The organism is Acidovorax sp. NCPPB 3576, from assembly GCF_028473605.1.
Classification (GTDB): domain Bacteria; phylum Pseudomonadota; class Gammaproteobacteria; order Burkholderiales; family Burkholderiaceae_C; genus Paracidovorax.
In genome coordinates, this window is sequence record NZ_CP097267.1 from 1,859,417 (window position 1) to 1,883,276 (window position 23,860).

Consider the following 23,860-nt stretch of genomic DNA (forward strand, 5'->3'; position numbering starts at 1 on the left):
GGGCCACGCGGGGGAGGGCTAGTTGGTCGGATACGCCGTCAACAAGATCCACTGGCCTTTGACCACTTCGAAATCGAGCTGGATGTTGGAGAACTGCGATTTCGTTTTGGCCGTGCATTCGCCTTTGGCGTTGGCGGCCGTGCAATTGAAGCCGCCGATCAGGTCCTTTTTCAGCACGCTGTAGACCGTCACCTTCTGCCGGGCATGTGCGCCCGAGCAATCGACGGCGTCGCCCTTGTATTTTTTCGGGTCCTGGTAGTTGTTCCAGAAGCCGCTGTATTCCGCGACGCTGGAGAACAAGGTCTTGTCTTTCTGGCTGGAGCCAGCCGGAGGCGTCGCACCGAAGATGTGCTGGTTGAGGTGGCCGCCAGCCGCGTTGTTACTGGCCGAGACAGCGCTTTGCTGCACGGAAGTCATGGCGCGGCATTCGGCGGCGTTGGCCGGGCGGCTGAGGACGGGTGCCACGATCAGCATGGCCATGGCAGAGAGCGCGAAAGGGGTCTTGAAAAAGCGGGCTGTATGCATTCGGGGCTCCTTGGGGTGTTCGCATTGCGAGGGCGCTACCGGAGGGTTTTCGAAGATGCCAGGCCCCGCGTTCAGGCGCCAATTCTTTGGCTGCTGGAGGTTGCGGTGCCGGCCGGTTTTTGCACCGTTTCTTCCACCGTTCCGGTCATTGGATTTTCGGGAAGGGCTCGGCGCGGCGCTCTGAAGATTGCATGAATCCTCCTGAATTTCGCTGAAACCAGCCCTTGCGCCTGAGCCTGTGCATGCCGGGGTCCGATTTCACCGCCTGTTGGCGCGCGCAGCGGCACGGTTCGCTGTGCGTTTATCGCTGCGCTGTGCGAGGCGAAGCCATCCGCCATCCAAAGTTCATCCCCGCCACGGCGACAAGAATGGCGGCCGCTCCGCCAACCTGCACCAGGCTCAGCCGATGACCGAATGCCCACGCATCCACCAGGATGGCAACGATGGGATAGATGAACGACAGGACGCCCACCATCGACGTCGATATCTTTTGAATGGCGCTGTACAGCAGCGTGGACATCAGGCCGGTATGGACGAATCCAATGGCCAGCAGCAAGCTCCACGGATGAATGCCCGCCCCGGCACTGGGCCAAGTGGCGAAAGGAACGAGCAGCAGCGTGCCGACGATCAGCTGGATCAGGACGATCAGCCGTGGCGCCATGCCGATGAGGCTTTTGGTGATGGCTGCGGCAATGGCATAGAAAAACGCGGCGGCCAGCGCCAAGCCGACGCCGCCCAGGTAATGGGAGGGATGCAGGCCGAACTCCCGTCCGCCGACGACGATGAGCACGAGACCGCCAAACGCCAGGCCCAGCCATCCGCCTTGCGAGGCCGTCAGCTTTTCTCGGAAGAGCAGGGCTCCGAACCCGGCCAGGATGAACGGCTGGACGTGGTAAGTCACGGTGGCCACCGCGATCGATGCCTGCGAATAGGCCGCAAACAGGAGGCCCCAACTGGCCGCCAGGGCGACACCGCCGAGCGCGGCCTTAACCATCTGCTTTTTGCTGATATCCCGGCTGCATGACGGGCCCGAAAGCAGGCAGGCGGCCACCATGGCCACCGCCCCGAACGCGCACCGCCAGAAGACGACCGAGGCGGCAGGCATGTCGGTTTCGAGGACGAACCAGCCGACCGTTCCGGCGATGATCATGGCGGCAGTCATCTCCCACGTTCCTGCAGTCTTGGAGTTCATAGGTTTTCGCGTTGTGGATGGCCCGCCTTCAGGCGCCCCGGCTGAAAGGACGGTTTGTTTTTTAAAAAGAACGAGTGAACGTTATGATGAACAGCGCGCGATTGTTCGTCAAGTCGAACGATTGTTCTTTATGTTGATTAATCCATCATGCCAAATCCAGTGCCCAGCAGTCCTTCGCCCATCAGCCTTCTGGCCGCAGCCGTCCGGCGCGAGCGAGAGCGCCTGGGTTGGTCCGTATCGGAACTCGCCAAACGCGCCGCAGTCGCTAAATCGACGCTTTCTCAGCTGGAGGCGGGGGTCGGCAATCCGAGCCTGGAGACGCTCTGGGCATTGGCGACCGCGCTGGATGTGCAAGTCACGCAATTGATTGCCCAGCCCAGGACCCATGTGCAGGTCATCCGCGCCAACGAAGGCGTGGCGCTGACTTCGGAGCAGGCGAACTACGTGGCGACCCTCCTGGCGGTTTGCCCGGCGGGGGTCCAACGCGATCTGTATCGCGTCGCCGTCCAGCCCGGGCCACCCCGTACCTCCGAGCGCCACTTGCCGGGCACGGTCGAACACATCGTGCTGTGCAGCGGGCGAGCCCGGCTGGGGCCGGTCGGGCACGTGGTGGATCTGGGCCCGGGCGACTACGCCAGCTATTCAGCGGATGAGACCCACGTGTTCGAAGCGCTGGAACCGCACACCACCGCGGTCATGCTGATCGAACACACATGACGCTGGATGGGGGCCGCCATCCGCGGCAGCCCGGTTCTTCGATGCCATTGGAATGAAAAAAGGGCACCGGCCGAAGCGGGTGCCCTTTTGGGTCTGTGGATCCGGGTCGATCAGACGCGCTTGCGGTATTCGCCCGTGCGGGTGTCGATTTCGATCTTGTCGCCCTGGCTCACGAACAGGGGCACGGGCACTTCGAAGCCGGTGGCGATCTTGGCGGGCTTGAGCACCTTGCCGGACGTGTCGCCCTTGACGGCGGGTTCCGTCCAGGTGACTTCGCGTTCCACGCTGGTGGGCAGTTCGACCGAGATGGCCTTGCCGTCGTAGAACACCACTTCGACGGTCATGCCGTCTTCCAGGTAGTTCAGTGCGTCGCCCATGTTCTCGGCTTCGACTTCGTACTGGTTGAACTCGGTGTCCATGCAGACGTACATCGGGTCGGCGAAGTAGGAGTAGGTGCACTCCTTCTTGTCCAGGATGACGTTGTCGATCTTGTCGTCGGCCTTGAACACGTTTTCGGTGCCGAAGTTGCCGATCAGGCTCTTGAGCTTCATGCGGACCGTGGCGGCGCCGCGGCCACCGCGTGCGTATTCGGTCTTCAGGACGACCATCGGGTCCTTGCCGTGCATGATCACATTGCCGGCGCGGATTTCTTGAGCGATTTTCATAGCAGATTGCTGGGCTGGGGTTGAAGCCGCTCTACGCGCCGGGGCGCTGCGGGCGCTGCCTGAGGGGTGCAGCGCAAGGTCCGAGCGCCAGCGCATGTTCCGCGGCGGGATGCGCCGGCTGGTCACTTCGTCAGAAAGTGCCGCCTTGGGTTGGCGCAAAACCGTGGATTTTAGCTTTTTTCGGCCACGAACCCCAGCAATTGGGTCAACAGATCGTCCTGTGCGAGCAGCCGCGCGCGCGCCGCCTGCACCGTGGCGCGCCATTCCTGCAGCGTGGCGGCGTCCAGAGCGGGCAGGGCGCCGCCGTGTTCGAGGCCGTTCCACAGCGCATGGAACCGCCGTAGCGAGGGCGGGGCCTGCAGCCAGTCCAGGAACGCATGCAGCTTGGCGTGGTGGGCTTGATCGCCTTGCGGATAGATGTGCCACACGAAGGGCTGGCCGGCCCACAGGGCGCGCACCAGCGAGTCCTCGCCGCGCACGCAGTTGAAATCGCAGGCCCAGAGCATCTCGTCGAACGCCGGCTGGGGGCAGGGTGCGAGGTATGAAATCGATAGCAGACTGCCGGCGTCTTCATTGCGCTGGAGGCTATTTTGGCCCTGATGGTCCAGCGCCTGAACGGCCGCCGCTGCGCGGCCGGGGGTGACGAGCAGGTGGGCGCCGGCATGCGGCCGCAACTGGTCAAGCAGCAAGGGCAGTGCGGGCGGCTCGTAGCAAAACAGCGAAACGGCGAAGGCCCCGGCCGCCACGCCGTGGCGGGCACGCCAGCCGGCGCGGTCGAAGGCGGCCTGGCGGGCCAAGAGCCCCGGCTCGCGCAGCAGCCCGCCCGTGCCGCCGGTGAAGCCGGGGTAGAAGAACCAGCGCGTGCAGCCCGCGCCGGGGCCGGACATCAGCAGGGAGGGCAGGCGATGGCTGCGCTCCACATAGCTTTCGGCGCTGAGGTACTCCAGGTTGATCCAAAGGCATTTTTGGCCTGATGCCCTAGTGGAATATGCCATGGATGCTATGAAATTAGGAGCAATCTCGCAGCCGAACGCCTCGATGACCACATCGCCCGGGCCGTCGGGCGGGGCCTGCGCAGGCCAGGGCAGGACCTGCACGCCCGGTGCGCCGGCGGGGGCCATCCAGGCCAGGGCGGTGGCGTCGTCCGTCCACAGGCGCACGGCGTGGCCGCGGGCGGCCAGGTCGGCGGCGAGGCGCCAGCACACGCCGATGTCGCCGTAGTTGTCGATGACCTGGCAGAACAGGTCCCAGCGCAGGGGGTAGGCCATGGGGTGGGCAGGGCTCATGCGTCGCCCCCGGCCGGCGCCCGCAGGTGCTCCACCAGCAGCTGCGCCACGCGCGAGAGCGGCTCGCCGGACCGCACGCACAGCGACAGCTGCCGGTGCGACCACGGCTCGGCCAGGGTGATGGGCCGCAGGGCCAGGGTGCCGCGGTACAGCTGGGCGCTGCCGCGCGGCAGCACGCCCACGCCCAGGCCGGCGGACACCATGAGGCACAGCGCGTCGTAGCTGGTCACCTGGATGCGCAGCTTGAGCGGCAGGCCCGCCTCGGCCGCCGCGCGGGTGAGCTGGTTGTTGATGGCGCTGCCCGGGTGCACGCCCACGAAGTCGAACGGCAACGCGTCGGCCAGCCGCACCGAGCGCCGCCGCGCCAGCGGATGGCCGGCGGGGGCGATCAGCACCAGCTCGTCGGTGCGGTAGGGCAGCAGGGCGACGCGCTCGCCGTAGCTGCCGTGGTTGAGGATGCCCACGTCCGCCGCGTTCTCGGCCACCGAATGGGCGATGGCGGTGCTGATCTGCTCCTGCAGCCGCACCTGGACCTGCGGGTGCGCGGCCATGAAGGCCGGCAGCTCGGCCGGCAGGAACTGGGTGATGGCCGAGATGTTGGCCACCACGCGCACGTGGCCCCGCACGCCGGCGCGGAAGTCCCGCATCTGCAGGGCGATGCCATCGAGCTCGTTGAGCACGCCGCGCGCCATGTTCAGCAGCGCATAGGCGGCGTCGGTGGGCGCGGTGCCGCGGTTGCTGCGGCTGAACAACTCCACCTGCAGCGTGCCCTCCAGCTCGGCCAGCCGGCGGCTGGCGGCCGACGGGGCGATGTGCTCGCGCGCCGCGGCGCGGGCGATGGCGTTTTCTTCCATCACCGCGACGAACAGGCGCAGGGAGATCGGGTCCAGCTTCATGGGCGCCGATGGTAATGCGCCAGCGCATCGGCCATGCCGGTTTGCGATGGCGGCGTCGCGCATCGGGGTTTTGCGGCGGGCAGGGCGCGCGGCATGATCCGCGCCATTCGAACCAAGGGAAGCGACAGGAATGACGACGACGACGGAAACGACAGCAGCCCCCGCCGCCCTGGCCGGGGTGCGGGTGATCGAGATGGGCCAGTTGATCGCCGGGCCGTTTTGCGGCAAGACGCTGGGCGAGTTCGGCGCAGACGTGGTGAAGATCGAGGCGCCCGGCGCGGGCGATCCGCTGCGCAACTGGCGGTTGATCAAGGAGGGCACCTCGGTGTGGTGGCAGGTGCAGTCGCGCAACAAGCGTTCGCTGGCGCTGGACCTGCGCCAGCCGCAAGGGCGGGACATCGCGCGCCGGCTCATCGCCGAGGCCGACGTGCTGATCGAGAACTTTCGCCCCGGCACGCTGGAAGACTGGGGCATGTCGCCCGAGGCGCTGCATGCGCTCAACCCCGGGCTGGTGATCCTGCGCATCTCGGGCTACGGGCAGACCGGCCCCTACCGCGACCTGCCGGGCTTCGGAATGATCGGCGAGGCGATGGGTGGCCTGCGCCATCTGACGGGCGAGCCCGGCCGCGTGCCGGTGCGGGTGGGCGTGTCCATCGGCGACACGCTGGCGGCGCTGCACGGCGCCGTGGGTGTACTGACGGCGCTCTACCACCGCAAGGTGAACGGCGGCCAAGGCCAGGTGATTGACGTGGCGCTGCACGAAGCCGTATTCAACGTGATGGAGAGCCTCATTCCCGAGTACAGCGCCTTCGGTGCCGTGCGCGACGCGGCGGGCAGCGCGCTGCCGGGCATCGCGCCGTCCAACGCGTATCCGTGCACCGATGGCTGGGTGCTGGTGGCAGGCAATGGCGACAGCATCTTCAAGCGGCTGATGGAGGCCATCGGCCGGCCTGATCTGGCGGCGGCGCCCGACCTGGGCAGCAATGCCGGGCGGGTGGCCCGGGTGGCGGAGATCGACGCGGCCATCGGCGAATGGACGGCCGGGCGCACCGTGCAGGCGGTGCTGGAGGGCCTGGGGGCCGCCCGCGTGCCGGCCGGCAAGGTGTACACGGCGCAGGACATCGCCGAAGACCCGCACTACCGCGCCCGCGACATGCTGCTGCCGCAGACCACGCGCGACGGCTATGTGGTCGAGGTGCCGGGCATCGTGCCCAAGCTGTCGGGCACGCCGGGCACGATCCGCTCCAGCGCGCCGCACCTGGGCGACGACACCGATGCGGTGCTGGCCGAGGCGGGCCTGACCGCCGAACAGATCGCGCTGCTGCGCAGCAAGGGGGTGATCCAATGACCGCGACTCGGAACCCGTCGAACGGGCCGGACGAAACAGGCCAAGCCCGCGCTGGCGTGTGGAGCGGCAACGGCCGCCGCATCCACCTGCAGGAAGTGGGAACGCGCGACGGCCTGCAGATGGAGCAGGCCTTCGTGCCCACGGCGGACAAGATCGCGCTGGTCGATGCGCTGTCGGCGGCGGGCCTGTCGAAGATCGAGGTGACGGCGTTCGTCTCGCCCACGGCGATACCGGCGCTGCGCGATGCCGAGATCGTCATGCGCGAGATCGCGCGCCGCCCCGGCACGGTGTACAGCGCGCTGGTGCCCAACGTGCGCGGCGCCGAGCGCGCCATCGAGGCGCACACCGACGAGCTGAACCTGGTCATGTCCGCCAGCGAAACGCACAACCTGGCCAACCTGCGCATGGCGCGGGCGCAATCATTCGCGGCGCTGGCGCAGGTGGTGGCCACGGCCCAGGCGGCCAGCGTGGCGGTGAACGTGTCGCTGTCGTGCGTGTTCGGCTGCCCCATGGAGGGCGATGTGGCGCAGGAGGACGTGTTCGGCTGGGTGCAGCGCTTCGCCGACCTGGGCGTGCGCGGCATCACGTTGTGCGACACGACCGGCATGGCGTATCCGACCCAGGTGGCGGGGCTGACCGCTGCGGCCCGCGCGCGCTGGCCGGGGGTGGATTTCACGCTGCACTTTCACAACACGCGCGGCATGGGGTTGGCGAACGTGCTGGCGGCCATCGGTGCGGGGGCGGACCGCTTCGACGCGTCGCTCGGCGGATTGGGGGGCTGCCCCTATGCGCCGGGCGCCTCGGGCAACGTGTGCAGCGAAGAGATCGTGCACGCGCTGCAGCTGATGGGCTACGACACGGGCGTGGACCTTTGCGCGCTGATCGCCGCGGCCGGGCGGCTGCCCGGCCTGATCGGCCATGACATTCCCAGCCAGATCGTGAAGGCCGGTCGGCGGCTGGACCTGCATCCGGTGCCCGACGGATTCGATGCGATCCGCGAACGGGCCCTGGCCCGCGACGCGGCCTGAGCGCTTCGGACCGCTGGCAAAAAAGGCTGCGATCCCGCAAGAGACAACGCATTGCAAAGAAGGAGACAAAACATGGGTATGCATTTCCTTTCCCGGCGCACGGCGCTGGCCGCGTTGCTGTGCAGCGCAGCGGGCACGGCCATTGCACAGGCTGGTTACCCCCAGCGCGCGATCACCCTCGTGGTGCCGCAGCAGGCCGGCGGCGCCAACGACGCCATTGCGCGCGTGGTGGCGCAAAAGCTGTCGGAGCAGCTGGGGCAGCCGGTGGTGGTGGACAACCGCCCCGGCGCCGGCGGCAACGTGGGCACGGCCGCCACGGCCAAGGCCAAGCCGGACGGCTACACGCTGCTGCTGACCGCTGACAGCGCGCAGGTCATCAACCCCTGGCTCTACCAGCACACGGGGTTCGATCCGGTGAAGGATTTCGAACCGGTGGCACCGCTGGCCACCGCAGGCTATGTGCTGGTGGCCAACCCGGCGTTTCCCGCGTCCAACGTGGCCGAGCTGGTGGCGCTGGCCAAAGCGCACCCGGGCCAGTACGCCATCGCCTCGGCGGGCAACGGCACGCTCAACCACCTGATCGGCGAGATGCTGCAAAAGACCGCAGGCATTTCCTTGCAGCATGTGCCGTACAAGGGCTCTGCCGCAGCCGCCACCGATGTGGTGGGCGGGCAGGTGCCGCTGTCGGTGCAAAGCCTGCCGTCCTCCATCGCGTTCATCAAGGCCGGCAAGCTCAAGGTGCTGGGCGTGGTGAACACGCGGCGCGTGGCGGCGCTGCCGGACGTGCCCACCATCGGCGAGACGCTGGCGGGTTTTGGCCAGACACCCTGGTACGGGCTCTTCGCGCCGGCCGGAACCCCGGCCACCGTGGTCGCGCGGCTGCAGGCCGAGGTGGCCCGGGCACTGGGCCAGAAAGACGTGGCCGAGCGGCTGGCCGCCGTGGGGTGCGAGCCCTACCAGGGCAGCCCGGCCCAACTGGCGGCATTGGTGCGGGACGACCTGGCGCGCTGGGGCCGGCTGGTGAAAGACACCGGGGCCAAGGTGGATTGATGGCGGGCGGGCTCGCCCGTGCGGCCACGGGCAGGGCGCAATCAGGCACTGCAGCACTTTTTTTGAATTTCTAAAAACCAAGGAGACACGGCATGACACCGACAACGATCACCCTCGCCACCCCCGCAATCACTCGCACCGTGAACCGAACCGCCACCCGCCGCCGGGCTGCGGTGGCCATCGCGCTGGCTACGGCGTTCGCAGGCACGGCCTGGGCGCAGGGCGGCTACCCGACCAAGCCGGTCACGCTGGTGGTGCCCACCGCCGCGGGCGGCACCACCGACCTGTCCGCGCGCATGCTCGCGCAGGCCCTGGGGCCGGTGCTGGGCCAATCGGTGGTGGTGGACAACAAAGGAGGAGGCAACGGCAACATCGCCGCCAGCGTGGTCAAGCGCGCAGAGCCCGATGGCTACACGCTGCTCATGCAGTACTCGGGCTACCACGTGATCTCGCCGCTGCTCACCCGGCAAAAGCAGTGGGAGCCGAGCGACTTCCAGCCGATCGCCAACGTGTTGTCGGCGCCGCAGATCATCGTCGTGCGCGACGGCCTGCCGGTGAAGACCCTGGCCGAGTTGATCGCCTATGCCAAGGCGCACCCCGGCAAGCTCAACTACGCGTCGTCCGGCAACGGCTCGCTGCAGCACGTGACCGGCGCCATGCTGGAGCAGCAGGGCGGCGTGAAGATGGTGCACGTGCCTTACAAGGGCACAGGCCCGGCGCTGCAGGATCTGCTGGGCGGCCAGGTGGACCTGACCTTCGGCACCGCACCGCCGTTCATGCCCCACATCCAGGCCGGCAAGCTGCGCGTGCTGGCGGTGACGGGCAAGGAACGACTGGCCAGCCTGCCGGACGTGCCCACCACGGCCGAGGCAGGCTACCCCAAAGTGGATGCGACCTCGTGGTTCGCGCTGTTCGCACCGGCCCACGTGCCGAAGGCGGTGGTGGACAAGCTGGTGGCCGACGTGCGCACCGTGGTGCAGAACCCCGCATTCCAGCAAAAGGCCCTGGAGCAGGGTGCCACCGCCGACTACCAGGGACCGCAACCGCTCGCCGAGCGGGTGAAGGCCGATCTGGCCAACTGGGCGCAGGTGGTGAAGGCCTCCAAGATCGAGGCGGACTGATCGTTCCTCGCACCTCGGGCCGCCCGCTGAGGGCCCGCCAGCCATCGAAGCCCTGCGCCGCGCGCAGGGCTTTTTGCTTTGCGCGCCGCGCTTTGCGCGCCGCGCTGTGCGCCGAGGCAGCGGGAGAGTGGCCGTGACAACGGGACCCGTCATGCGCTTGTAAAAATTCTTTGAATGATTGAATTTTTTCTTTAATATGACGGTGTTGTAAATTTTTTATCAAAAGCGGTCGAACGCTTTTCCGCCACCCGACGCCTGTCCCATGTCCGCTATTCCCGACCCGAGCATCGAAGCCCCGACGATCGCCATCCGCATCGGGCGGGTGCGTCCCACGCTCACGCGGTCGCACCAGCAGATGGCGGACTACGTGCTGGCCCACCCACTGCAAGCAGCCACGATGCCGATCGACGAGTTGGCGGCAGCGGTGGGGGTGTCCATTGCCACGGCCAACCGGTTCGCACGGGCGATTGGCCTGGACGGCTACCCCATGCTGCGGGCCGAACTGGTGCGCGGCTTCGAAGCCATGCTGGCGCCCATCGAGAAGATGCGCATCAAGCTGGAAAAGCCCAGCAGCATCGGCGACGTGTTCGCCGCCGCGCTGGAGGAAAGCCAGCGCAACATCGCCGCCACGCGCGAGGCACTGGACCCGGCCGCGTGCGAAGCCGCGGTGCAGGCCATCGTGGGGGCGCGGCGCATCTACCTGGCCGGCTTCGGCGCCAGCGGCTGGCTCGCCGGTCTGCTGCAGCGCGGTCTGGATGCGCATTGCGACGGCGTGCACCTGCTGGCCGGGGTGGCGGGTGCGTCCTACGGCGCTCGGCTTCTGCCGCGCATGGGCGAGGAAGACCTGTTCATCGCCATCAGCTACCCCCGCTACCTGACCGACACCGTCGTGCTGGCCCAGGGCGCCTTCGAGCGCGGCGTGCGCGTGCTGGCACTGACCGACGGGCTGCAGTCGCCCCTGGTGCCCTTTGCCCACGGCTGCCTGTTCGCGCAGACCGAAAACCAGTACGCGGCCAATTCCGAATCGTCGGCGCTGGCCATGATCGAGGCGCTGACCAGCGCCGTGGCGCACCAGGCCAAGGAGTCGGTGAAGACCGCGGCGCGCATGACCGAGGCGGTGCTGCCCTGGCTGCATGACAGCTCGCGCACGCGGCTGGCGCCTCGCTCGGCCGACGCCGCCAAGAAGCCCGCGGCCAAGGGGAATGGCCGGGCCTGAGCGGCGGCCGCATCCATCGCTCCCCGATTGCTTTTCGCCTGGCCGATTCGTTCCCATTCACTTCGCTGACCGGTTCGCCGCTTCTCCCATGACCGTTTTTCCGTCTCTTTCAGGCCGTCCCGTTCCGGTGATCGCCATCCACGGCGGTGCCGGAACGCTGAGCCGCGCGCAGATCGACGCCCGGCAGGAGCGGGCCTACCACGGCGTGCTGCAGGACGTGCTGCGCGCCGGGCAGGCGGTGCTGCAGCAGGGCGGGTCTGCCGCCGATGCGGTGTGCACGGCCGTGCAGCTGCTGGAAGATTGCCCGCTGTTCAATGCCGGGCATGGCGCGGTGTTCACCGCCGATGCGACCCACGAGCTCGATGCCGCGCTGATGGAGGGCGCCACGCTGGCGGCAGGCGCGGTGGCCGGCGTGCGCCACGTGCGCAACCCCATCCTGGCGGCCCGTGCGGTGCTGCGCCAGGGCCAGCATGTCCTCATGGCGGGCGAGGGCGCCGAGCGTCTGGCGCGCGATGCGGGGCTGGTCATGGTCGAGCCCCATTACTTTTCGACCGAAGCCCGGCGCGCCCAGTTGCAGGCCGCGCAGGCCGGCCAGTCGGGCGCGGTGCTGGACCACGACGGGGCTGCCGCGCTGGCCGGCCTGTCGGGCCGCGCGCTGGACGAAGACCGCAAGATGGGCACCGTGGGCGCGGTGGCGCTGGACGCCCAGGGCCACCTCGCGGCAGCCACTTCCACGGGCGGCATGACCAACAAGCGCCCCGGCCGCGTGGGCGACAGCCCGCTCATCGGCGCGGGCACCTATGCGGACGACCGCACGGCCGCCGTGTCGTGCACGGGCCATGGCGAAGCCTTCATCCGCGTGAGCGCGGCGCACGACATCTGCGCGCGCATGGCCTACGGCGGCGCCTCGCTGGAAGCAGCGGTCGATGCCGTGGTGCATGGCGCGCTGCCGGCGGTGGGCGGCACCGGGGGGCTGATCGCGGTGGACCGCCACGGCAACGTATGCCTGCCATTCAACACCGAAGGCATGTACCGCGGCCTGGCCCGCGTCGGCCATGCGGCCGAGTCCTTCATCTTCCGCACGCCGGATGCCTGAAGCCCCATAGGCCGACGCATCGAACGATCGAATTTCCTATTCCTGTCCTGCCATGAATCCAACCCCTTCGAGCGCGACGCCGTCCCTTGCCCTGCCGGAGCACCGCGTGCTGGCCGTGGACGATCTGACCATCCGCTTCGCCAATTCCGAGCGCACGGTGGATGCCGTGCGCAACCTGTCCTTCCACGTGGACCGGGGCGAGACGCTGGCCATCGTGGGCGAGTCGGGCTCGGGCAAGTCGGTCACCTCGCTGGCGCTGATGCGGCTGGTGGAGCACGGCGGCGGAAAGATCGTGGGCGGCTCGATCGCGCTGCGCCGCAGCAGTGGCCAGGTGCTGGACATGCGCCGCGCCAGCAACGCCACGTTGCAGTCGGTACGCGGCGCCGACGTGGCCATGATCTTCCAGGAGCCGATGACCTCGCTCAACCCGGTGTTCACCGCGGGCGAGCAGATCGCGGAATCCATTCGCTACCACCAGGGCAAGGACCGTGCGGCCGCGCGCGCCGAGGCGCTGCGCATGCTGGAGCTGGTGCGCATCCCGGAGGCGCGCAACGTGCTGGACCGGTTTCCGCACCAGCTGTCGGGCGGCATGCGCCAGCGCGTGATGATCGCCATGGCGCTGTCGTGCAAGCCGCAGCTGCTGATCGCCGACGAGCCCACCACGGCCCTGGATGTGACCATCCAGGCGCAGATCCTGCAGCTGATCCGACAGCTGCAGGAGGAGATGCGCATGGGCGTGATCTTCATCACCCACGACATGGGCGTGGTGGCCGAGGTGGCCGACCGCGTGCTGGTCATGTACCGCGGCGACAAGGTGGAAGAGGGGCCTTCCGCGCAGATCTTCGCTACCCCTCAACACACCTACACGCAGGCGCTGCTGTCGGCCGTGCCCAAACTGGGCGCCATGCAGGGCACGGACCTGCCACGGCATTTCGAACTGCTGCGCCCTACCGGCGATGCGGCAACGGTGCCCACGCTGCAATCCACGCCCATCGACACGCGACCCGAAGGCGCCCAGCCCATCCTGCGCGTGAAAGACCTGGTGACCCGTTTCGACCTGCGCTCGGGACTGTTCAACCGCGTCAAGCGGCGCGTGCATGCGGTGGAGAAGGTGAGCTTCGACCTCTATCCGGGCGAGACGCTGGCGCTGGTGGGCGAATCCGGTTGCGGCAAGTCCACCACGGGCCGCTCGCTGCTGCGGCTGGTGGATAGCCAAAGCGGTGCCATCGAGTTCGGCGGGCGCAACATCCTGGATCTGCCCACGAGCGAAGTCCAGGCGCTGCGCCGAGACATCCAGTTCATTTTCCAGGACCCGTTCGCGTCGCTGGACCCACGCCTGACCGTGGGCTTTTCGATCATGGAGCCGCTGCTGGTGCACAAGGTGGCCAGCGGCCGGCAGGCCCAGGAGCGCGTGGACTGGCTGCTGGAAAAGGTGGGCCTGCCGCGCGACTATGCGCAGCGCTACCCGCACGAGTTCTCGGGTGGCCAGCGCCAGCGCATCGCCATCGCACGGGCGCTGGCGCTCAATCCCAAGGTGGTGGTGGCGGACGAATCGGTCTCGGCCCTGGATGTGTCCATCCAGGCGCAGATCGTCAACCTGATGCTGGACCTGCAGCGCGAACTGGGCGTGGCGTTTCTTTTCATCTCGCACGACATGGCAGTGGTCGAGCGCATCAGCCACCGCGTGGCGGTGATGTTCCTCGGCCAGATCGTGGAGATCGGGCCACGCCGCGCGATCTTCGAGAACCCGCAGCACGCCTACACCAAGAAGCTCATGTCCGCCGTGCCCGTCGCCGACCCGGCGCGCAGGCACCTCAGGCGCACGCTGCTGGAGGGGGACATCCCCAGCCCCATCCGCGCGGTGGGCGACGAGCCCGTGGTGCTGCCGATGGTGCAGGTGGGCCCCGGCCATTTCGTGGCGCCGCAAGGGGGTTGATGTTTCCAATCCAATCGACCTTCAGCGCTTGTCTGACAAGCGAAAGCAGCTATCCATTTTGAAAACCCCTGATCTTTTCCACACCGGAGTTCAACCATGAAGAAAGCTTCTACCCGCCGCATCGCCTTCAGCCTGCTGGCCCTGGCCATGTCCGGCTCCGCGCTGGCCGCCGGCAACGCCGTGCTGGCCATCTACCAGCAGCCCGAGACGCTCGACCCCTACAACACCAACACGACGATCACCACGGCCGTGACCAAGAGCTTCTACGAAGGCCTGTTCGCGTTCGACAAGGACATGAAGGTCAAGAACGTGCTGGCCGAGAGCTACGAAGTGTCGAATGACGGCCTCGTCTATACCTTCAAGCTGCGCTCGGGCGTCAAGTTCCACGACGGCACCGACTTCAACGCCGCCGCGGCCAAGGCCACCCTCGACCGCGTGATGAACCCCGAGAACCGCCTGCTGCGCGCCAACCAGTTCAATCGCGTCGCCAAGGTCGAGGCCGTGAACCCGACCACGCTGCGCATCACGCTCAAGGAGCCCTTCGGCCCCTTCATCAACGCGCTGGCCCACGCCTCGGCCGCGATGATTTCGCCCGCCGCGCTGGCCAAGTGGGGCAGCAAGGACATCGCCTTCCACCCGGTAGGCACCGGCCCGTTCGAGTTCGTCGAATGGAAGCAGACCGAGGCCATCGTGGGCAAGAAGTTCGCGGGCTACTGGAAGAAGGGCTACCCCAAGGTCGATCAGGTCACCTGGAAGCCTGTGATCGAGAACAACACCCGCGCCGCCATGCTGCAGACGGGCGAGGCCGACTTTGCCTTCACGCTGCCCTATGAGCAGATCGCCACGCTCCAGAAGAGCGACAAGGTCACGGTGGTGTCCGCGCCGTCGATCATCCAGCGCTTTCTCACCTTCAACATGCTGCAAAAGCCGTATGACAACCCCAAGGTGCGCGAAGCCATCGGCTACGCCATCAACAAGGAAGCGCTGGCCAAGGTGGCCTTCAACGGCCATGCCTTCCCGGCCCAGGGCTTCGTGCCGCAGGGCGTGGAATATGCGGTGAAGATGCAGCCCATTCCCTACAACGTGGCCAAGGCCAAGGAACTGCTGAAGGAAGCGGGCTATCCCAACGGTTTCGAATCCGTGCTGTGGAGCGGCTACAACAACACCACCAGCCAGAAGGTGATCCAGTTCATCCAGCAGCAGTTGCAGCAGGTCGGCATCAAGGTGTCTGTGCAGGCGCTGGAGCCCGGCCAGCGCGCCGAGCAGGTGGATTCATGGCCCGATCCCAAGACTGCCAAGGTGCGCCTGTACTACATCGGCTGGTCTTCCTCCACCGGCGAGGCCGACTGGGCGCTGCGCCCCCTGTTCTCCACGGAGTCCTGGGCGCCGAAGCTGGCGAACTACGCCTTCTACAGCAACCCCGTGGTGGACGAGTCCATCGCCAAGGCGCTGCTGACCACCAACGGCGCCGAGCGCGCCGCGCTCTACAAGACCGCGCAGGAGCAGCTCGCCAAGGACCTGCCGCGCATCCCGCTGGTGACGGAGGACGTGCTGTACGCCCACGCCAAGCGCCTGTCCGGCGTGCACGTGATGCCCGACGGCAACATCAACAGTGACGAGATCGACCTGAAATAACAGGCCAAGGCAGCCCCGCGCGCTGATCTGGCGTGCGCGGGCTGCTCCTGTTTTCATCAAAAACACATCGCTGCGCCCGCAGCGCCGCACCCATGCTGAACTACTTTCTCAAACGACTGCTGGGACTCTTGCCCACGCTGCTGATCGTGGCTGTGCTGGTGTTCCTGTTCGTCCACATGCTGCCCGGCGACCCCGCGCGCCTGGCGGCGGGCCAGGACGCCGACGAGGCCGCCGTCGCGGTCGTGCGCCACGACCTGGGCCTGGACAGGCCGCTGCCCGAGCAGTTCGTGCACTTCTTCACGCGCATGGTGCAGGGCGACTTCGGCAAGTCCATCCGCACCGGCCGCACGGTGGCGGCCGAGATCAGCGAGCGCTTCATGCCCACGCTGGCGCTCACCGTCACCAGCATGGTCTGGGCGGTCATCTTCGGCATGGGCATCGGCATCATCTCGGCGGTGTATCGCAACCGATGGCCCGACCGGCTGGGCATGACGCTGGCGGTGTCGGGCATCTCGTTTCCCGCGTTCGCTCTGGGCATGGTGCTGATGCAGGTGTTCTCGGTCAACCTGGGCTGGTTGCCCACGGTGGGTGCGACAAGCTGGCAGCACTACATCCTGCCCTCCATCACGCTGGGGGCGGCCGTCGCCGCGGTCATGGCGCGCTTCACCCGCGCGTCGTTCGTCGAGGTGGTGCAGGAAGACTTCGTGCGCACGGCGCGCGCCAAGGGGCTCAACGAGCGCCTCGTGATCTTGAAGCATTGCCTGCGCAATGCGCTCATTCCCGTCATCACCATGATGGGGCTGCAGTTCGGCTTTCTGCTGGGCGGCTCCATCGTGGTGGAGGCCGTCTTCAACTGGCCGGGCCTGGGCCGCCTGCTGGTGGATGCCGTGACCATGCGCGACTACCCCGTGATCCAGACGCTGGTGCTGCTGTTCTCGCTGGAGTTCATCCTCATCAACCTGGTGGTGGACATGCTCTACGGCTTCATCAACCCCACCATCCGCTACAAGTGACGATGGCGTCCGGCATCCCATCCAACGAACACGAAGAGACGCTATGACCACGCCCTCCATCCCCACGCCTCCCGATGCCGCGCAGTTGGCAGCCGCCTCGCTGGCACCGGCCGCTGCCAGTTCCGGCGCGGTGCGCACTCCCTGGCGCGAGTTCTGGCGCAAGTTCAAGAAGCAGCATGTGGCCATGGTGGCCCTGGCCTTCGTGCTGCTGCTGGTGCTGGTGGCCGTGCTGGCACCCGTGCTGGTGCCCTACGACGCCGAAGGCTTTTTCGACTACGAGCGGCTGAACGAGCTGCCGTCGGCCGTTCACTGGTTCGGTGTGGACCCGCTGGGGCGCGACATCTTCAGCCGCATCCTGATGGGTGCGCGCATTTCGCTGGCGGCGGGATTCCTGTCGGTGCTCATCGGTTGCCTGATAGGCACGGCCCTGGGCCTGCTGGCGGGCTACTACGAGGGCTGGTGGGACCGCGTGGTGATGCGCATATCGGACGTGCTGTTCGCCTTCCCCGGCATCTTGCTGGCGCTGGGCGTGGTGGCCATCCTGGGCAGCAACATGACGAACGTCATCGTGGCCGTGGCGGTGTTCAGCGTGCCGGCTTTCGCACGGCTGGTGCGTGGCAACACGCTGGTGCTCAAGCAGATGACCTACATCGAATCGGCCCGCAGCATCGGTGCGTCGGACTGGACCATCATCGTGCGGCACATCCTGCCGGGCACGATTTCCTCGATCGTCGTGTACTTCACGATGCGCGTCGGCACCTCGATCATCACGGCGGCCAGCCTGTCGTTCCTGGGCATGGGCGCGCAGCCGCCCACGCCGGAGTGGGGCGCGATGCTCAACGAAGCGCGTGCCGACATGGTGAACGCCCCGCACGTCGCGCTGTTCCCCAGCCTTGCGATCTTCCTGACCGTGCTGGCCTTCAACCTGTTGGGGGATGGCCTGCGCGACGCTCTCGACCCGAAGATCGACCGGCAGTCATGAAGTCTTCTTCGCCCGGCAACGCCGCGGCTTTGGTGCCGCCGCGCATCGGCAGCCTGTCGGCAGGGCCGCTCGATGCCATCACCGATGTGGCGGGCGTGACGGTGGGCCATGCGACGCGCGATGACGGGCCGGTGCAGACCGGCGTCACCGTGATCCATCCGCATGGCCTCGACCCTTATCGCCACAAGGTGCCGGCAGGCATGGCGGTGATCAACGGCTTTGGCAAGAGCGTGGGCCTGGTGCAGTTGGCGGAGCTGGGGCAGTTGGAGACCCCTATCGCATTGACCAACACCTTTTCCGTCAGCGCCATGGCCCAGGCCCAGATCCGGCAGTGCATCGAGGCCAATCCGGAGACGGGCAGGGCCTTGCCTACGGTCAATCCGCTGGTGCTGGAGTGCAACGACGGTTTTTTGAACGACATTCAGCGCATGGCGCTGGACGGGCCCGACTACCTGGCGGCATGCAGCAGCGCGGGTGCGCGCATCGCCCAAGGTTCGGTAGGTGCGGGCCGGGGGATGTCGAGTTTCCAGCTGAAGGGCGGCATCGGCACGGCATCGCGCCGGGTGCCGTTGCGCCAAGGCGGCATTTGCACGGTAGGTGCGCTGGTGCTGGCCAACTATGGGCTGCTTCCCCACTTGGTGTGGGGCGGCAAGGCCATCGGTGCCGAGGTAGCCACCTTGCTGGACGACATGGCGCGCGCCGAGTCCGAGGAAACGGAACGTGGGTCCATCATCATGGTGCTGGCCACCGATGCACCGCTGGATGCCCGCCAATTGAACCGCCTGGCCTTGCGCGCAGGTGCAGGACTTGCCCGCACCGGCTCCGTCTATGGCCATGGCAGCGGTGACATCGCCCTTGCGTTCTCCACGGCCTACACCATGCCTCATCAGCCGTGCCAACCCATGCCAGCCATACCGATGCTGCACGAAACCCTGCTGGACGGCCTGTTCCAGGCAGCGGCCGACAGCGTGGAGCAGGCCATCGTCCATGCCCTGTGGCATGCCGAGCCCGTCACCGGTCGGGAGGGGAACCACCGCCCCGCGTTGCGCGGGTTGCTGTCCCGCCTGCCCGCATCGATTTCTTGAAGACCCCTCCATGAAAATTCTCATTTCCGTCGATATCGAAGGCGTCGCGGGCGTCTATCACCCGGAGCAAGTGCGGCCCGGCAATCCTGAATACGAGCGCGCTCGACGCCTGATGGCGTCCGAGGCCAACGCGGCGATCGCCGGCGCCTTCGATGCCGGCGCCTCCGAGGTCTATGTGAACGATTCGCACGGCGGTTTTAGGAACATGCCGCCCGATCTGCTCGACGAACGGGCGCAGGCCATCCAGGGCAAGCCCCGCTACCTGAGCATGGTGGCGGGCGTGGAGCTGGGCATGGACGGCGTCTGCCTCATCGGCTATCACTCCCGGGCCCAAGGGCGCGGCATTCTGGCCCACACCATCAACAGCTTCGCCTTCGCGCGGATCGCATTCAACGGCCAGGAGCTGGGTGAGGCGGGGATCTATGGCGCGCTGGCTGGCGCCTACGGCGCGCCGGTGCTCATGGGTTCGGGTGACGATGTGTTCATCGCGGAAACCCAGCCGCTGTTTCCCCAGGCCCGGTTCGTTCAGACCAAGCGGGCAACGGGCCAGACGAGCGGCATCAGCCTGTCGCCAGCGCAGTCCTGTGCCGCCATCCGGGCGGGCGTGGCGGCAGCCGTGCTGGATCGCGCTGCCGTGCCGCCTTTTCGCATCGAGGGCGAGATTCTGGTGGACGTGCAGGCCCAGACGCCGGCCTTGGCCGATCTGTTCTGCCAGTGGCCGACGCTGGAGCGCGTGGCCTCTGATGCCGTGCGCTTTCAGGCATCCGACACCGAGTCGGCGGTGCGCATGGTCAATTGCCTGTCGGCCATGTCGAGCATGCTGCGATGACCGGCGAACCACATTCACATTCCTTTGGCGCGCCTGCGAAGGTGGGCATTCTGGCGGGAATGGGGCCCGCGGCGGGTGTGGATTTCGCCCGCCTGTTTCTCAAGGCGTCCGAGCGCTGGCTGCAGGAGCATGGCTTGGCCGTTCAGGATCAGGCATTCCCCGAGCACTGGATGGCGCAGGTCCCGGTGGCGGACCGGTCTCGCGCGCTCAGCGATGCAAGCGCACCGCAGCCATTGGACGAAATGGCGCGGGTTCTGCGGCAACTCTCGGCCGTGGGCGCCCGCGCGGTGGCCATCTCGTGCAACACCGCGCACGCCTGGCACGCCGCACTGCAGGAGCGGGTGCCGTCCGTGGACCTGCTGCACATCGCGCGGGAGACCGCCACCGAACTGCAGCGGCGGGGCATCCGCCAAGTGGCGTTGCTGGCCACGCAAGGCACGTACGGCATGGGCCTGTATGACACCGTGATGGCGCACCATGGCATCGAATGCGTGATTCCCGAGCCATCCGAGCGCGAGGAACTCATGCAGGGCATCTACCAAGGGGTCAAGGCCGGCAACTTGGCGTTGGCGCAAGCATCCTTTACATGCGTAGGCAGGCAGTTGCGTGGGCGCCATGGCGATGGCATCGCCCTGATCATGGCTTGCACGGAAATCCCGCTGGCTTTGCCCCATGCCCCGGAAGCGGAAGGCTGGACGTTGATCGACCCCTCCGAAATCCTGGCCATGGCACTGGCCCGCAAGGCCTACGAAGGACACGCCGGGCACTGATCCGGCAGGGCTTGGCCGTTGGGGCCGCGATGGAGCGCAGAGTCTGGCCACAATAGCGCCATGTCCGATGTGCATTCCCCCGAACTCCTCGCGCAGGTGGCCGCGCTGCCGCCCCTGCCGGGGGTCTACCGTTATTTCGACGCGCAAGGCGCATTGCTCTACGTGGGCAAGGCGCGCAATCTCAAGAAGCGCGTCTCCAGCTACTTCACCAAGACCCATGGCGGCACGCGGATCGGCCACATGGTGGGCAAGATCGTCCGGCTGGAGACCACCGTGGTGCGGTCCGAAGCCGAAGCGCTGCTGCTGGAAAACAACCTCATCAAGTCGCTGAATCCGAAGTACAACATTCTGTTTCGGGACGACAAGAGCTATCCCTATCTCAAGATCACGGGTGTGGCTCCCAAGGATGGCACTGGAGAAGTGCCGGGCCAACTTTTCCCGCGCATGGCGTACTACCGCGGCGCCATCGACAAGCGCCACCGCTACTTCGGCCCCTATCCGGGCGCCTGGGCGGTGAAGGAAACCATCTTGCTGCTGCAGAAGGTGTTTCGCCTGCGTACCTGCGAAGACACTGTGTTTGCCAACCGCACCCGGCCCTGCCTGCTCTACCAGATCAAACGCTGTACGGGACCCTGCGTGGACCTGATCTCGCCCCAGGCCTACGCCAGCGATGTCGCCCATGCCGAGGCCATGCTGCGGGGCGAGACGCAAGAGTTGCTGAGGTCGATGGAGGCCCGCATGATGGACCACTCCGCCCGCCTGGAGTTCGAGCAGGCGGCCGATGTACGCAACCAGATCACCGCGCTGTCGCGTGTGCTGCATCAGCAGGCCATTGAAACCGTGTCCGACAAGGACGTGGACATCTTGGCCGTGAAGGTGCTGGGTGGACGCGCCTGTGTGAATCTGGCGATGGTGAGGGGAGGGCGGCACCTTGGCGACCGAGCCTACTTTCCGGTGCATGTGGAGGACGCTGCAGCCGTGTTCCAGGCTGAGGAGGCGGCAGACGATGCCGAGGCCGCCGGTGCGGACGGCTCTCCTGAAGGCGGGGCGGGCGCTGAGTTGGCAGGTGCTGCGGGGGGAGCGGGAGGGCCTGCCCAGGCAGTGCGCACAATGCTTGCGCGCTCCATCGAGGTGCAGGTGCTCGAGGCCTTCATCGCCCAGCACTACATTGGCGTGCCGGTCCCGCCCACCCTCATCGTGAGCGAACCCGTTGACCGCGCGCTGATTGATGCGCTGTCGCAACAAACCGGCGTGCGTGTGACTGCCGTGCACCAGCCGCGAGAGCAGCGCCGCGCATGGCTGGACATGGCCCAGAAGAATGCGGACATCCAGCTCGCGCGCCTGTTGGCCGAGGAGGGCTCGCAGCAGGCGCGCACCCGTGCCCTCGCTGAGGCGCTGGACTTGAGCGAAGAGGAGCTTGATACGCTCAGGATCGAGTGCTTCGACATTTCGCATACAGCGGGCGAATCCACTCAGGCTTCTTGCGTGGTGTTCCATCACCACAAGATGCAGAGTAGCGAGTACCGGCGCTTCAAGATCGACGGCATCACGGGCGGCGACGACTATGCCGCCATGCGGCAGGTGCTCATGCGCCGCTACAGCAAAGTGGCCGAGGCGCAGCGCGAGGCCGGAGGCGCAGAGCCCGCGCCAGGGCAGGCCCGTTTGCCCGACCTGGTGCTAGTGGACGGCGGCAAGGGCCAGGTCAGCATGGCGCGCGAGGTGTTCACCGAACTCGGCCTGGATCTCAGCCGCATCGTCGGCGTCGAAAAAGGCGAGGGCCGCAAGGTCGGGCTGGAAGAACTGGTATTTGCCGATGGGCGCGAAAAGGTCTATCTGGGCCGGGACTCGGCCGCGCTGATGCTGGTCGCGCAGATCCGCGACGAGGCCCACCGTTTTGCCATCACTGGCATGCGTGCGGCGCGGGCCAAGGTGCGCGTGGGCGGGGGGCAGCTGGAAGAGATTCCAGGCGTCGGGCCAAAGAAGCGGGCGCGGCTGCTGCAGCGCTTTGGCGGCGTGCGCGGCGTGGCGGCCGCCAGCGTGGAGGACCTGATCACGGTGGAAGGCATTTCGCGCGACCTGGCCGAGGAGATCTACCGCGCGTTGCGTTGACTGGATTGGCCCCGGTGGGCGATGGTGGCCGAACGGACATGACACAATCGCCGCATGTTCCTGACCATCCCCACCATCATGACCTGGACGCGCATCGTCGCGATACCTTTGATCGTCGGGGTGTTCTACGCGCCGCTGGAGCCAGCCACACGCAATCTCATCGCCACGGTCATGTTCGTCATCTTCGCGGCGACCGACTGGCTGGATGGCTACCTTGCGCGCAAGCTCAATCAGACCTCTTCGTTCGGCGCCTTCCTCGACCCAGTGGCCGACAAGTTCCTTGTGTGTGCTTCGTTGCTCGTGCTCGTGCATCTGCAGCGGGCCGACGTCTTCGTCGCAATGATCATCATCGGCCGAGAGATTGCGATCTCGGCGCTGCGCGAGTGGATGGCGCAAATCGGTGCTTCCCGCAGTGTGGCAGTGCACATGCTGGGCAAGGTCAAGACCACGGTGCAGATGGTCGCGATTCCTTTCCTTCTCTACGACGGACGGGTGTTCGGCGTGATCGATACCGGGGTGTGGGGTACTTGGCTCATCTGGATTGCCGCAGTACTCACCGTTTGGTCGATGGTGTACTACCTTCAAAAAGCGCTTCCGGAAATCCGTGCACGGGTCAAGAAGTGATGTCTGCCTCATCGCTTCTCTGGTGGCAGTCTGAGCGTGAAAATTCCACTCCGCAGATTGTCAATACGGGATGAGCCTATGGCCGCAACGGCGCTCAGAAAAAGCCTCCGCAAGGCCCAGCCCGCTTCACAAATGCGTCTAGAATCCGCTGCTACGCTGCCGTTGAACGGCGCACTGTATTGACACCCGGAAAGTCGATGGCTTTAATCTGACACAGCAGAATCTGCCTCCGTGTCAGCCCTTCCCCGCCTGCTTGAAGTGCTGCCTTGCCGCAGTCCGACGTGGCGCGTTTCAGAGGGCCAGATTTGCAAAAGACATTCCATCCACTCTTTTCCCGAGAGGCTTCTTGTGAATAAAACCGAACTGATTGAGCACATTGCTAACAACGCCGATATCTCCAAGGCTGCAGCAGCGCGAGCGCTGGAGTCCACGATCGAAGCGGTCAAGAAGACCTTGAAAAAGGGCGGTACGGTGTCTCTCGTCGGTTTTGGTACTTTTGCCGTGGGCAAGCGCGCTGCGCGCACCGGCCGTAATCCCCGTACGGGCGATACGATTAAGATCAAGGCTGCTAAAGTTCCTAAGTTCCGTCCAGGCAAGGCATTGAAGGATGCTCTGAATTGATGGTTTATGTTTAAGGTGGGGTGCTTAGCTCAGTTGGTAGAGCGGCGCCCTTACAAGGCGTAGGTCGGCGGTTCGACCCCGTCAGCACCCACCACCGAACAAAAAGGCGAACGCGA

22 protein-coding genes and 1 tRNA gene are annotated in these 23,860 nt (G+C 66.6%); 18 read left to right on the forward strand and 5 right to left on the reverse strand.

Going from position 1 to position 23,860, the window contains the following annotated elements:
- Positions 1-18: 18 nt before the first annotated feature.
- Entirely contained in the window at positions 19-480 is a 462-nt protein-coding gene (locus tag M5C98_RS08605) for a hypothetical protein (protein ID WP_272552188.1), read from the reverse strand.
- 346 nt (positions 481-826) lie between these two features.
- A complete protein-coding gene (locus tag M5C98_RS08610) occupies positions 827-1,717 on the reverse strand; it encodes a DMT family transporter (protein ID WP_272552189.1) in 891 nt (296 codons plus the stop codon).
- Between the two features lie 147 nt (positions 1,718-1,864).
- Between M5C98_RS08610 and M5C98_RS08615 the strand changes: the two genes are divergently transcribed.
- A complete protein-coding gene (locus M5C98_RS08615) occupies positions 1,865-2,434 on the forward strand; it encodes a helix-turn-helix domain-containing protein (RefSeq protein WP_272552190.1) in 570 nt (189 codons plus the stop codon).
- A 110-nt stretch (positions 2,435-2,544) separates the two neighbouring features.
- Here M5C98_RS08615 and efp read toward each other — a convergent pair whose 3' ends face one another.
- The 3 genes from efp to M5C98_RS08630 all read right to left on the reverse strand — a co-directional run bounded on the left by efp (position 2,545) and on the right by M5C98_RS08630 (position 5,281).
- A complete protein-coding gene (gene efp, locus M5C98_RS08620; RefSeq protein ID WP_272552191.1) occupies positions 2,545-3,099 on the reverse strand; it encodes an elongation factor P in 555 nt (184 codons plus the stop codon).
- A 170-nt stretch (positions 3,100-3,269) separates the two neighbouring features.
- Complete coding sequence (earP, locus tag M5C98_RS08625; RefSeq protein WP_272552192.1) at positions 3,270-4,385, reverse strand: elongation factor P maturation arginine rhamnosyltransferase EarP; 1,116 nt, start codon at positions 4,383-4,385, stop codon at positions 3,270-3,272.
- On the reverse strand, positions 4,382-5,281 hold the full coding sequence (locus M5C98_RS08630) for a LysR family transcriptional regulator (protein ID WP_272552193.1): 900 nt from the start codon (positions 5,279-5,281) through the stop codon (positions 4,382-4,384). Before M5C98_RS08630 ends, earP begins: the two co-directional genes overlap by 4 nt.
- Positions 5,282-5,411: 130 nt before the next feature.
- On the opposite strand from M5C98_RS08630, the gene M5C98_RS08635 reads away from it, so the two are divergent.
- The 17 genes from M5C98_RS08635 (at position 5,412) to M5C98_RS08715 (ending at position 23,838) form a co-directional block, all read left to right on the forward strand.
- The gene (locus M5C98_RS08635; RefSeq protein ID WP_272552194.1) at positions 5,412-6,629 is read left to right on the forward strand and encodes a CaiB/BaiF CoA transferase family protein; all 1,218 of its coding nucleotides are present in this window, start codon (positions 5,412-5,414) and stop codon (positions 6,627-6,629) included.
- Entirely contained in the window at positions 6,626-7,657 is a 1,032-nt protein-coding gene (locus tag M5C98_RS08640) for a hydroxymethylglutaryl-CoA lyase (protein WP_272552195.1), read from the forward strand. The genes M5C98_RS08635 and M5C98_RS08640 overlap by 4 nt, the downstream gene beginning before the upstream one ends.
- Positions 7,658-7,729: 72 nt before the next feature.
- Positions 7,730-8,707 carry a Bug family tripartite tricarboxylate transporter substrate binding protein gene (locus M5C98_RS08645; RefSeq protein ID WP_442867247.1) on the forward strand — a complete coding sequence of 326 codons (978 nt, stop codon included), beginning with the start codon at positions 7,730-7,732 and terminating at the stop codon, positions 8,705-8,707.
- A 92-nt stretch (positions 8,708-8,799) separates the two neighbouring features.
- Positions 8,800-9,828, forward strand: coding sequence for a Bug family tripartite tricarboxylate transporter substrate binding protein (locus M5C98_RS08650; protein ID WP_272552196.1), 1,029 nt, complete (start codon positions 8,800-8,802; stop codon positions 9,826-9,828).
- A 262-nt stretch (positions 9,829-10,090) separates the two neighbouring features.
- Positions 10,091-11,044, forward strand: coding sequence for a MurR/RpiR family transcriptional regulator (locus M5C98_RS08655; RefSeq protein ID WP_272552198.1), 954 nt, complete (start codon positions 10,091-10,093; stop codon positions 11,042-11,044).
- Between the two features lie 88 nt (positions 11,045-11,132).
- Entirely contained in the window at positions 11,133-12,140 is a 1,008-nt protein-coding gene (locus M5C98_RS08660) for an isoaspartyl peptidase/L-asparaginase family protein (RefSeq protein ID WP_272552199.1), read from the forward strand.
- Positions 12,141-12,192: 52 nt separating this feature from the next.
- Positions 12,193-14,076 carry a dipeptide ABC transporter ATP-binding protein gene (locus M5C98_RS08665; protein ID WP_272552201.1) on the forward strand — a complete coding sequence of 628 codons (1,884 nt, stop codon included), beginning with the start codon at positions 12,193-12,195 and terminating at the stop codon, positions 14,074-14,076.
- 96 nt (positions 14,077-14,172) lie between these two features.
- Positions 14,173-15,711 (forward strand): glutathione ABC transporter substrate-binding protein GsiB, encoded by a 1,539-nt coding sequence (gene gsiB, locus M5C98_RS08670; RefSeq protein WP_272552203.1) that lies wholly within the window; start codon positions 14,173-14,175, stop codon positions 15,709-15,711.
- Between the two features lie 92 nt (positions 15,712-15,803).
- A complete protein-coding gene (gsiC, locus tag M5C98_RS08675; protein WP_272552204.1) occupies positions 15,804-16,724 on the forward strand; it encodes a glutathione ABC transporter permease GsiC in 921 nt (306 codons plus the stop codon).
- Positions 16,725-16,767: 43 nt separating this feature from the next.
- Positions 16,768-17,706 (forward strand): glutathione ABC transporter permease GsiD, encoded by a 939-nt coding sequence (gsiD, locus tag M5C98_RS08680; RefSeq protein WP_272552206.1) that lies wholly within the window; start codon positions 16,768-16,770, stop codon positions 17,704-17,706.
- Positions 17,703-18,791 (forward strand): P1 family peptidase, encoded by a 1,089-nt coding sequence (locus M5C98_RS08685; protein ID WP_272552208.1) that lies wholly within the window; start codon positions 17,703-17,705, stop codon positions 18,789-18,791. The genes gsiD and M5C98_RS08685 overlap by 4 nt, the downstream gene beginning before the upstream one ends.
- A gap of 10 nt (positions 18,792-18,801) precedes the next feature.
- Positions 18,802-19,620, forward strand: a complete 819-nt coding sequence (locus tag M5C98_RS08690) for a M55 family metallopeptidase (RefSeq protein WP_272552209.1) — start codon at positions 18,802-18,804, stop codon at positions 19,618-19,620.
- Complete coding sequence (locus M5C98_RS08695) at positions 19,617-20,390, forward strand: aspartate/glutamate racemase family protein (protein WP_272552210.1); 774 nt, start codon at positions 19,617-19,619, stop codon at positions 20,388-20,390. Before M5C98_RS08690 ends, M5C98_RS08695 begins: the two co-directional genes overlap by 4 nt.
- A gap of 60 nt (positions 20,391-20,450) precedes the next feature.
- A complete protein-coding gene (uvrC, locus tag M5C98_RS08700) occupies positions 20,451-22,499 on the forward strand; it encodes an excinuclease ABC subunit UvrC (RefSeq protein ID WP_272552211.1) in 2,049 nt (682 codons plus the stop codon).
- Positions 22,500-22,553: 54 nt separating this feature from the next.
- The gene (gene pgsA, locus M5C98_RS08705; RefSeq protein WP_272552212.1) at positions 22,554-23,123 is read left to right on the forward strand and encodes a CDP-diacylglycerol--glycerol-3-phosphate 3-phosphatidyltransferase; all 570 of its coding nucleotides are present in this window, start codon (positions 22,554-22,556) and stop codon (positions 23,121-23,123) included.
- A 348-nt stretch (positions 23,124-23,471) separates the two neighbouring features.
- Positions 23,472-23,744 (forward strand): HU family DNA-binding protein, encoded by a 273-nt coding sequence (locus M5C98_RS08710; protein ID WP_007858657.1) that lies wholly within the window; start codon positions 23,472-23,474, stop codon positions 23,742-23,744.
- Positions 23,745-23,762: 18 nt separating this feature from the next.
- Positions 23,763-23,838, forward strand: a tRNA-Val gene (locus M5C98_RS08715).
- Positions 23,839-23,860: the final 22 nt, after the last annotated feature.

Bases quoted from the DNA above. Each gene is read 5' to 3' on its own strand.
- M5C98_RS08605 (WP_272552188.1), bottom strand. From the start codon at position 480: ATGGCCATGCTGATCGTGGCACCCGTCCTCAGCCGCCCGGCCAACGCC.
- M5C98_RS08610 (WP_272552189.1), bottom strand. From the start codon at position 1,717: ATGAACTCCAAGACTGCAGGAACGTGGGAGATGACTGCCGCCATGATC.
- M5C98_RS08615 (WP_272552190.1), top strand. From the start codon at position 1,865: ATGCCAAATCCAGTGCCCAGCAGTCCTTCGCCCATCAGCCTTCTGGCC.
- efp (WP_272552191.1), bottom strand. From the start codon at position 3,099: ATGAAAATCGCTCAAGAAATCCGCGCCGGCAATGTGATCATGCACGGC.
- earP (WP_272552192.1), bottom strand. From the start codon at position 4,385: ATGAGCCCTGCCCACCCCATGGCCTACCCCCTGCGCTGGGACCTGTTC.
- M5C98_RS08630 (WP_272552193.1), bottom strand. From the start codon at position 5,281: ATGAAGCTGGACCCGATCTCCCTGCGCCTGTTCGTCGCGGTGATGGAA.
- M5C98_RS08635 (WP_272552194.1), top strand. From the start codon at position 5,412: ATGACGACGACGACGGAAACGACAGCAGCCCCCGCCGCCCTGGCCGGG.
- M5C98_RS08640 (WP_272552195.1), top strand. From the start codon at position 6,626: ATGACCGCGACTCGGAACCCGTCGAACGGGCCGGACGAAACAGGCCAA.
- M5C98_RS08645 (WP_442867247.1), top strand. From the start codon at position 7,730: ATGGGTATGCATTTCCTTTCCCGGCGCACGGCGCTGGCCGCGTTGCTG.
- M5C98_RS08650 (WP_272552196.1), top strand. From the start codon at position 8,800: ATGACACCGACAACGATCACCCTCGCCACCCCCGCAATCACTCGCACC.
- M5C98_RS08655 (WP_272552198.1), top strand. From the start codon at position 10,091: ATGTCCGCTATTCCCGACCCGAGCATCGAAGCCCCGACGATCGCCATC.
- M5C98_RS08660 (WP_272552199.1), top strand. From the start codon at position 11,133: ATGACCGTTTTTCCGTCTCTTTCAGGCCGTCCCGTTCCGGTGATCGCC.
- M5C98_RS08665 (WP_272552201.1), top strand. From the start codon at position 12,193: ATGAATCCAACCCCTTCGAGCGCGACGCCGTCCCTTGCCCTGCCGGAG.
- gsiB (WP_272552203.1), top strand. From the start codon at position 14,173: ATGAAGAAAGCTTCTACCCGCCGCATCGCCTTCAGCCTGCTGGCCCTG.
- gsiC (WP_272552204.1), top strand. From the start codon at position 15,804: ATGCTGAACTACTTTCTCAAACGACTGCTGGGACTCTTGCCCACGCTG.
- gsiD (WP_272552206.1), top strand. From the start codon at position 16,768: ATGACCACGCCCTCCATCCCCACGCCTCCCGATGCCGCGCAGTTGGCA.
- M5C98_RS08685 (WP_272552208.1), top strand. From the start codon at position 17,703: ATGAAGTCTTCTTCGCCCGGCAACGCCGCGGCTTTGGTGCCGCCGCGC.
- M5C98_RS08690 (WP_272552209.1), top strand. From the start codon at position 18,802: ATGAAAATTCTCATTTCCGTCGATATCGAAGGCGTCGCGGGCGTCTAT.
- M5C98_RS08695 (WP_272552210.1), top strand. From the start codon at position 19,617: ATGACCGGCGAACCACATTCACATTCCTTTGGCGCGCCTGCGAAGGTG.
- uvrC (WP_272552211.1), top strand. From the start codon at position 20,451: ATGTCCGATGTGCATTCCCCCGAACTCCTCGCGCAGGTGGCCGCGCTG.
- pgsA (WP_272552212.1), top strand. From the start codon at position 22,554: ATGTTCCTGACCATCCCCACCATCATGACCTGGACGCGCATCGTCGCG.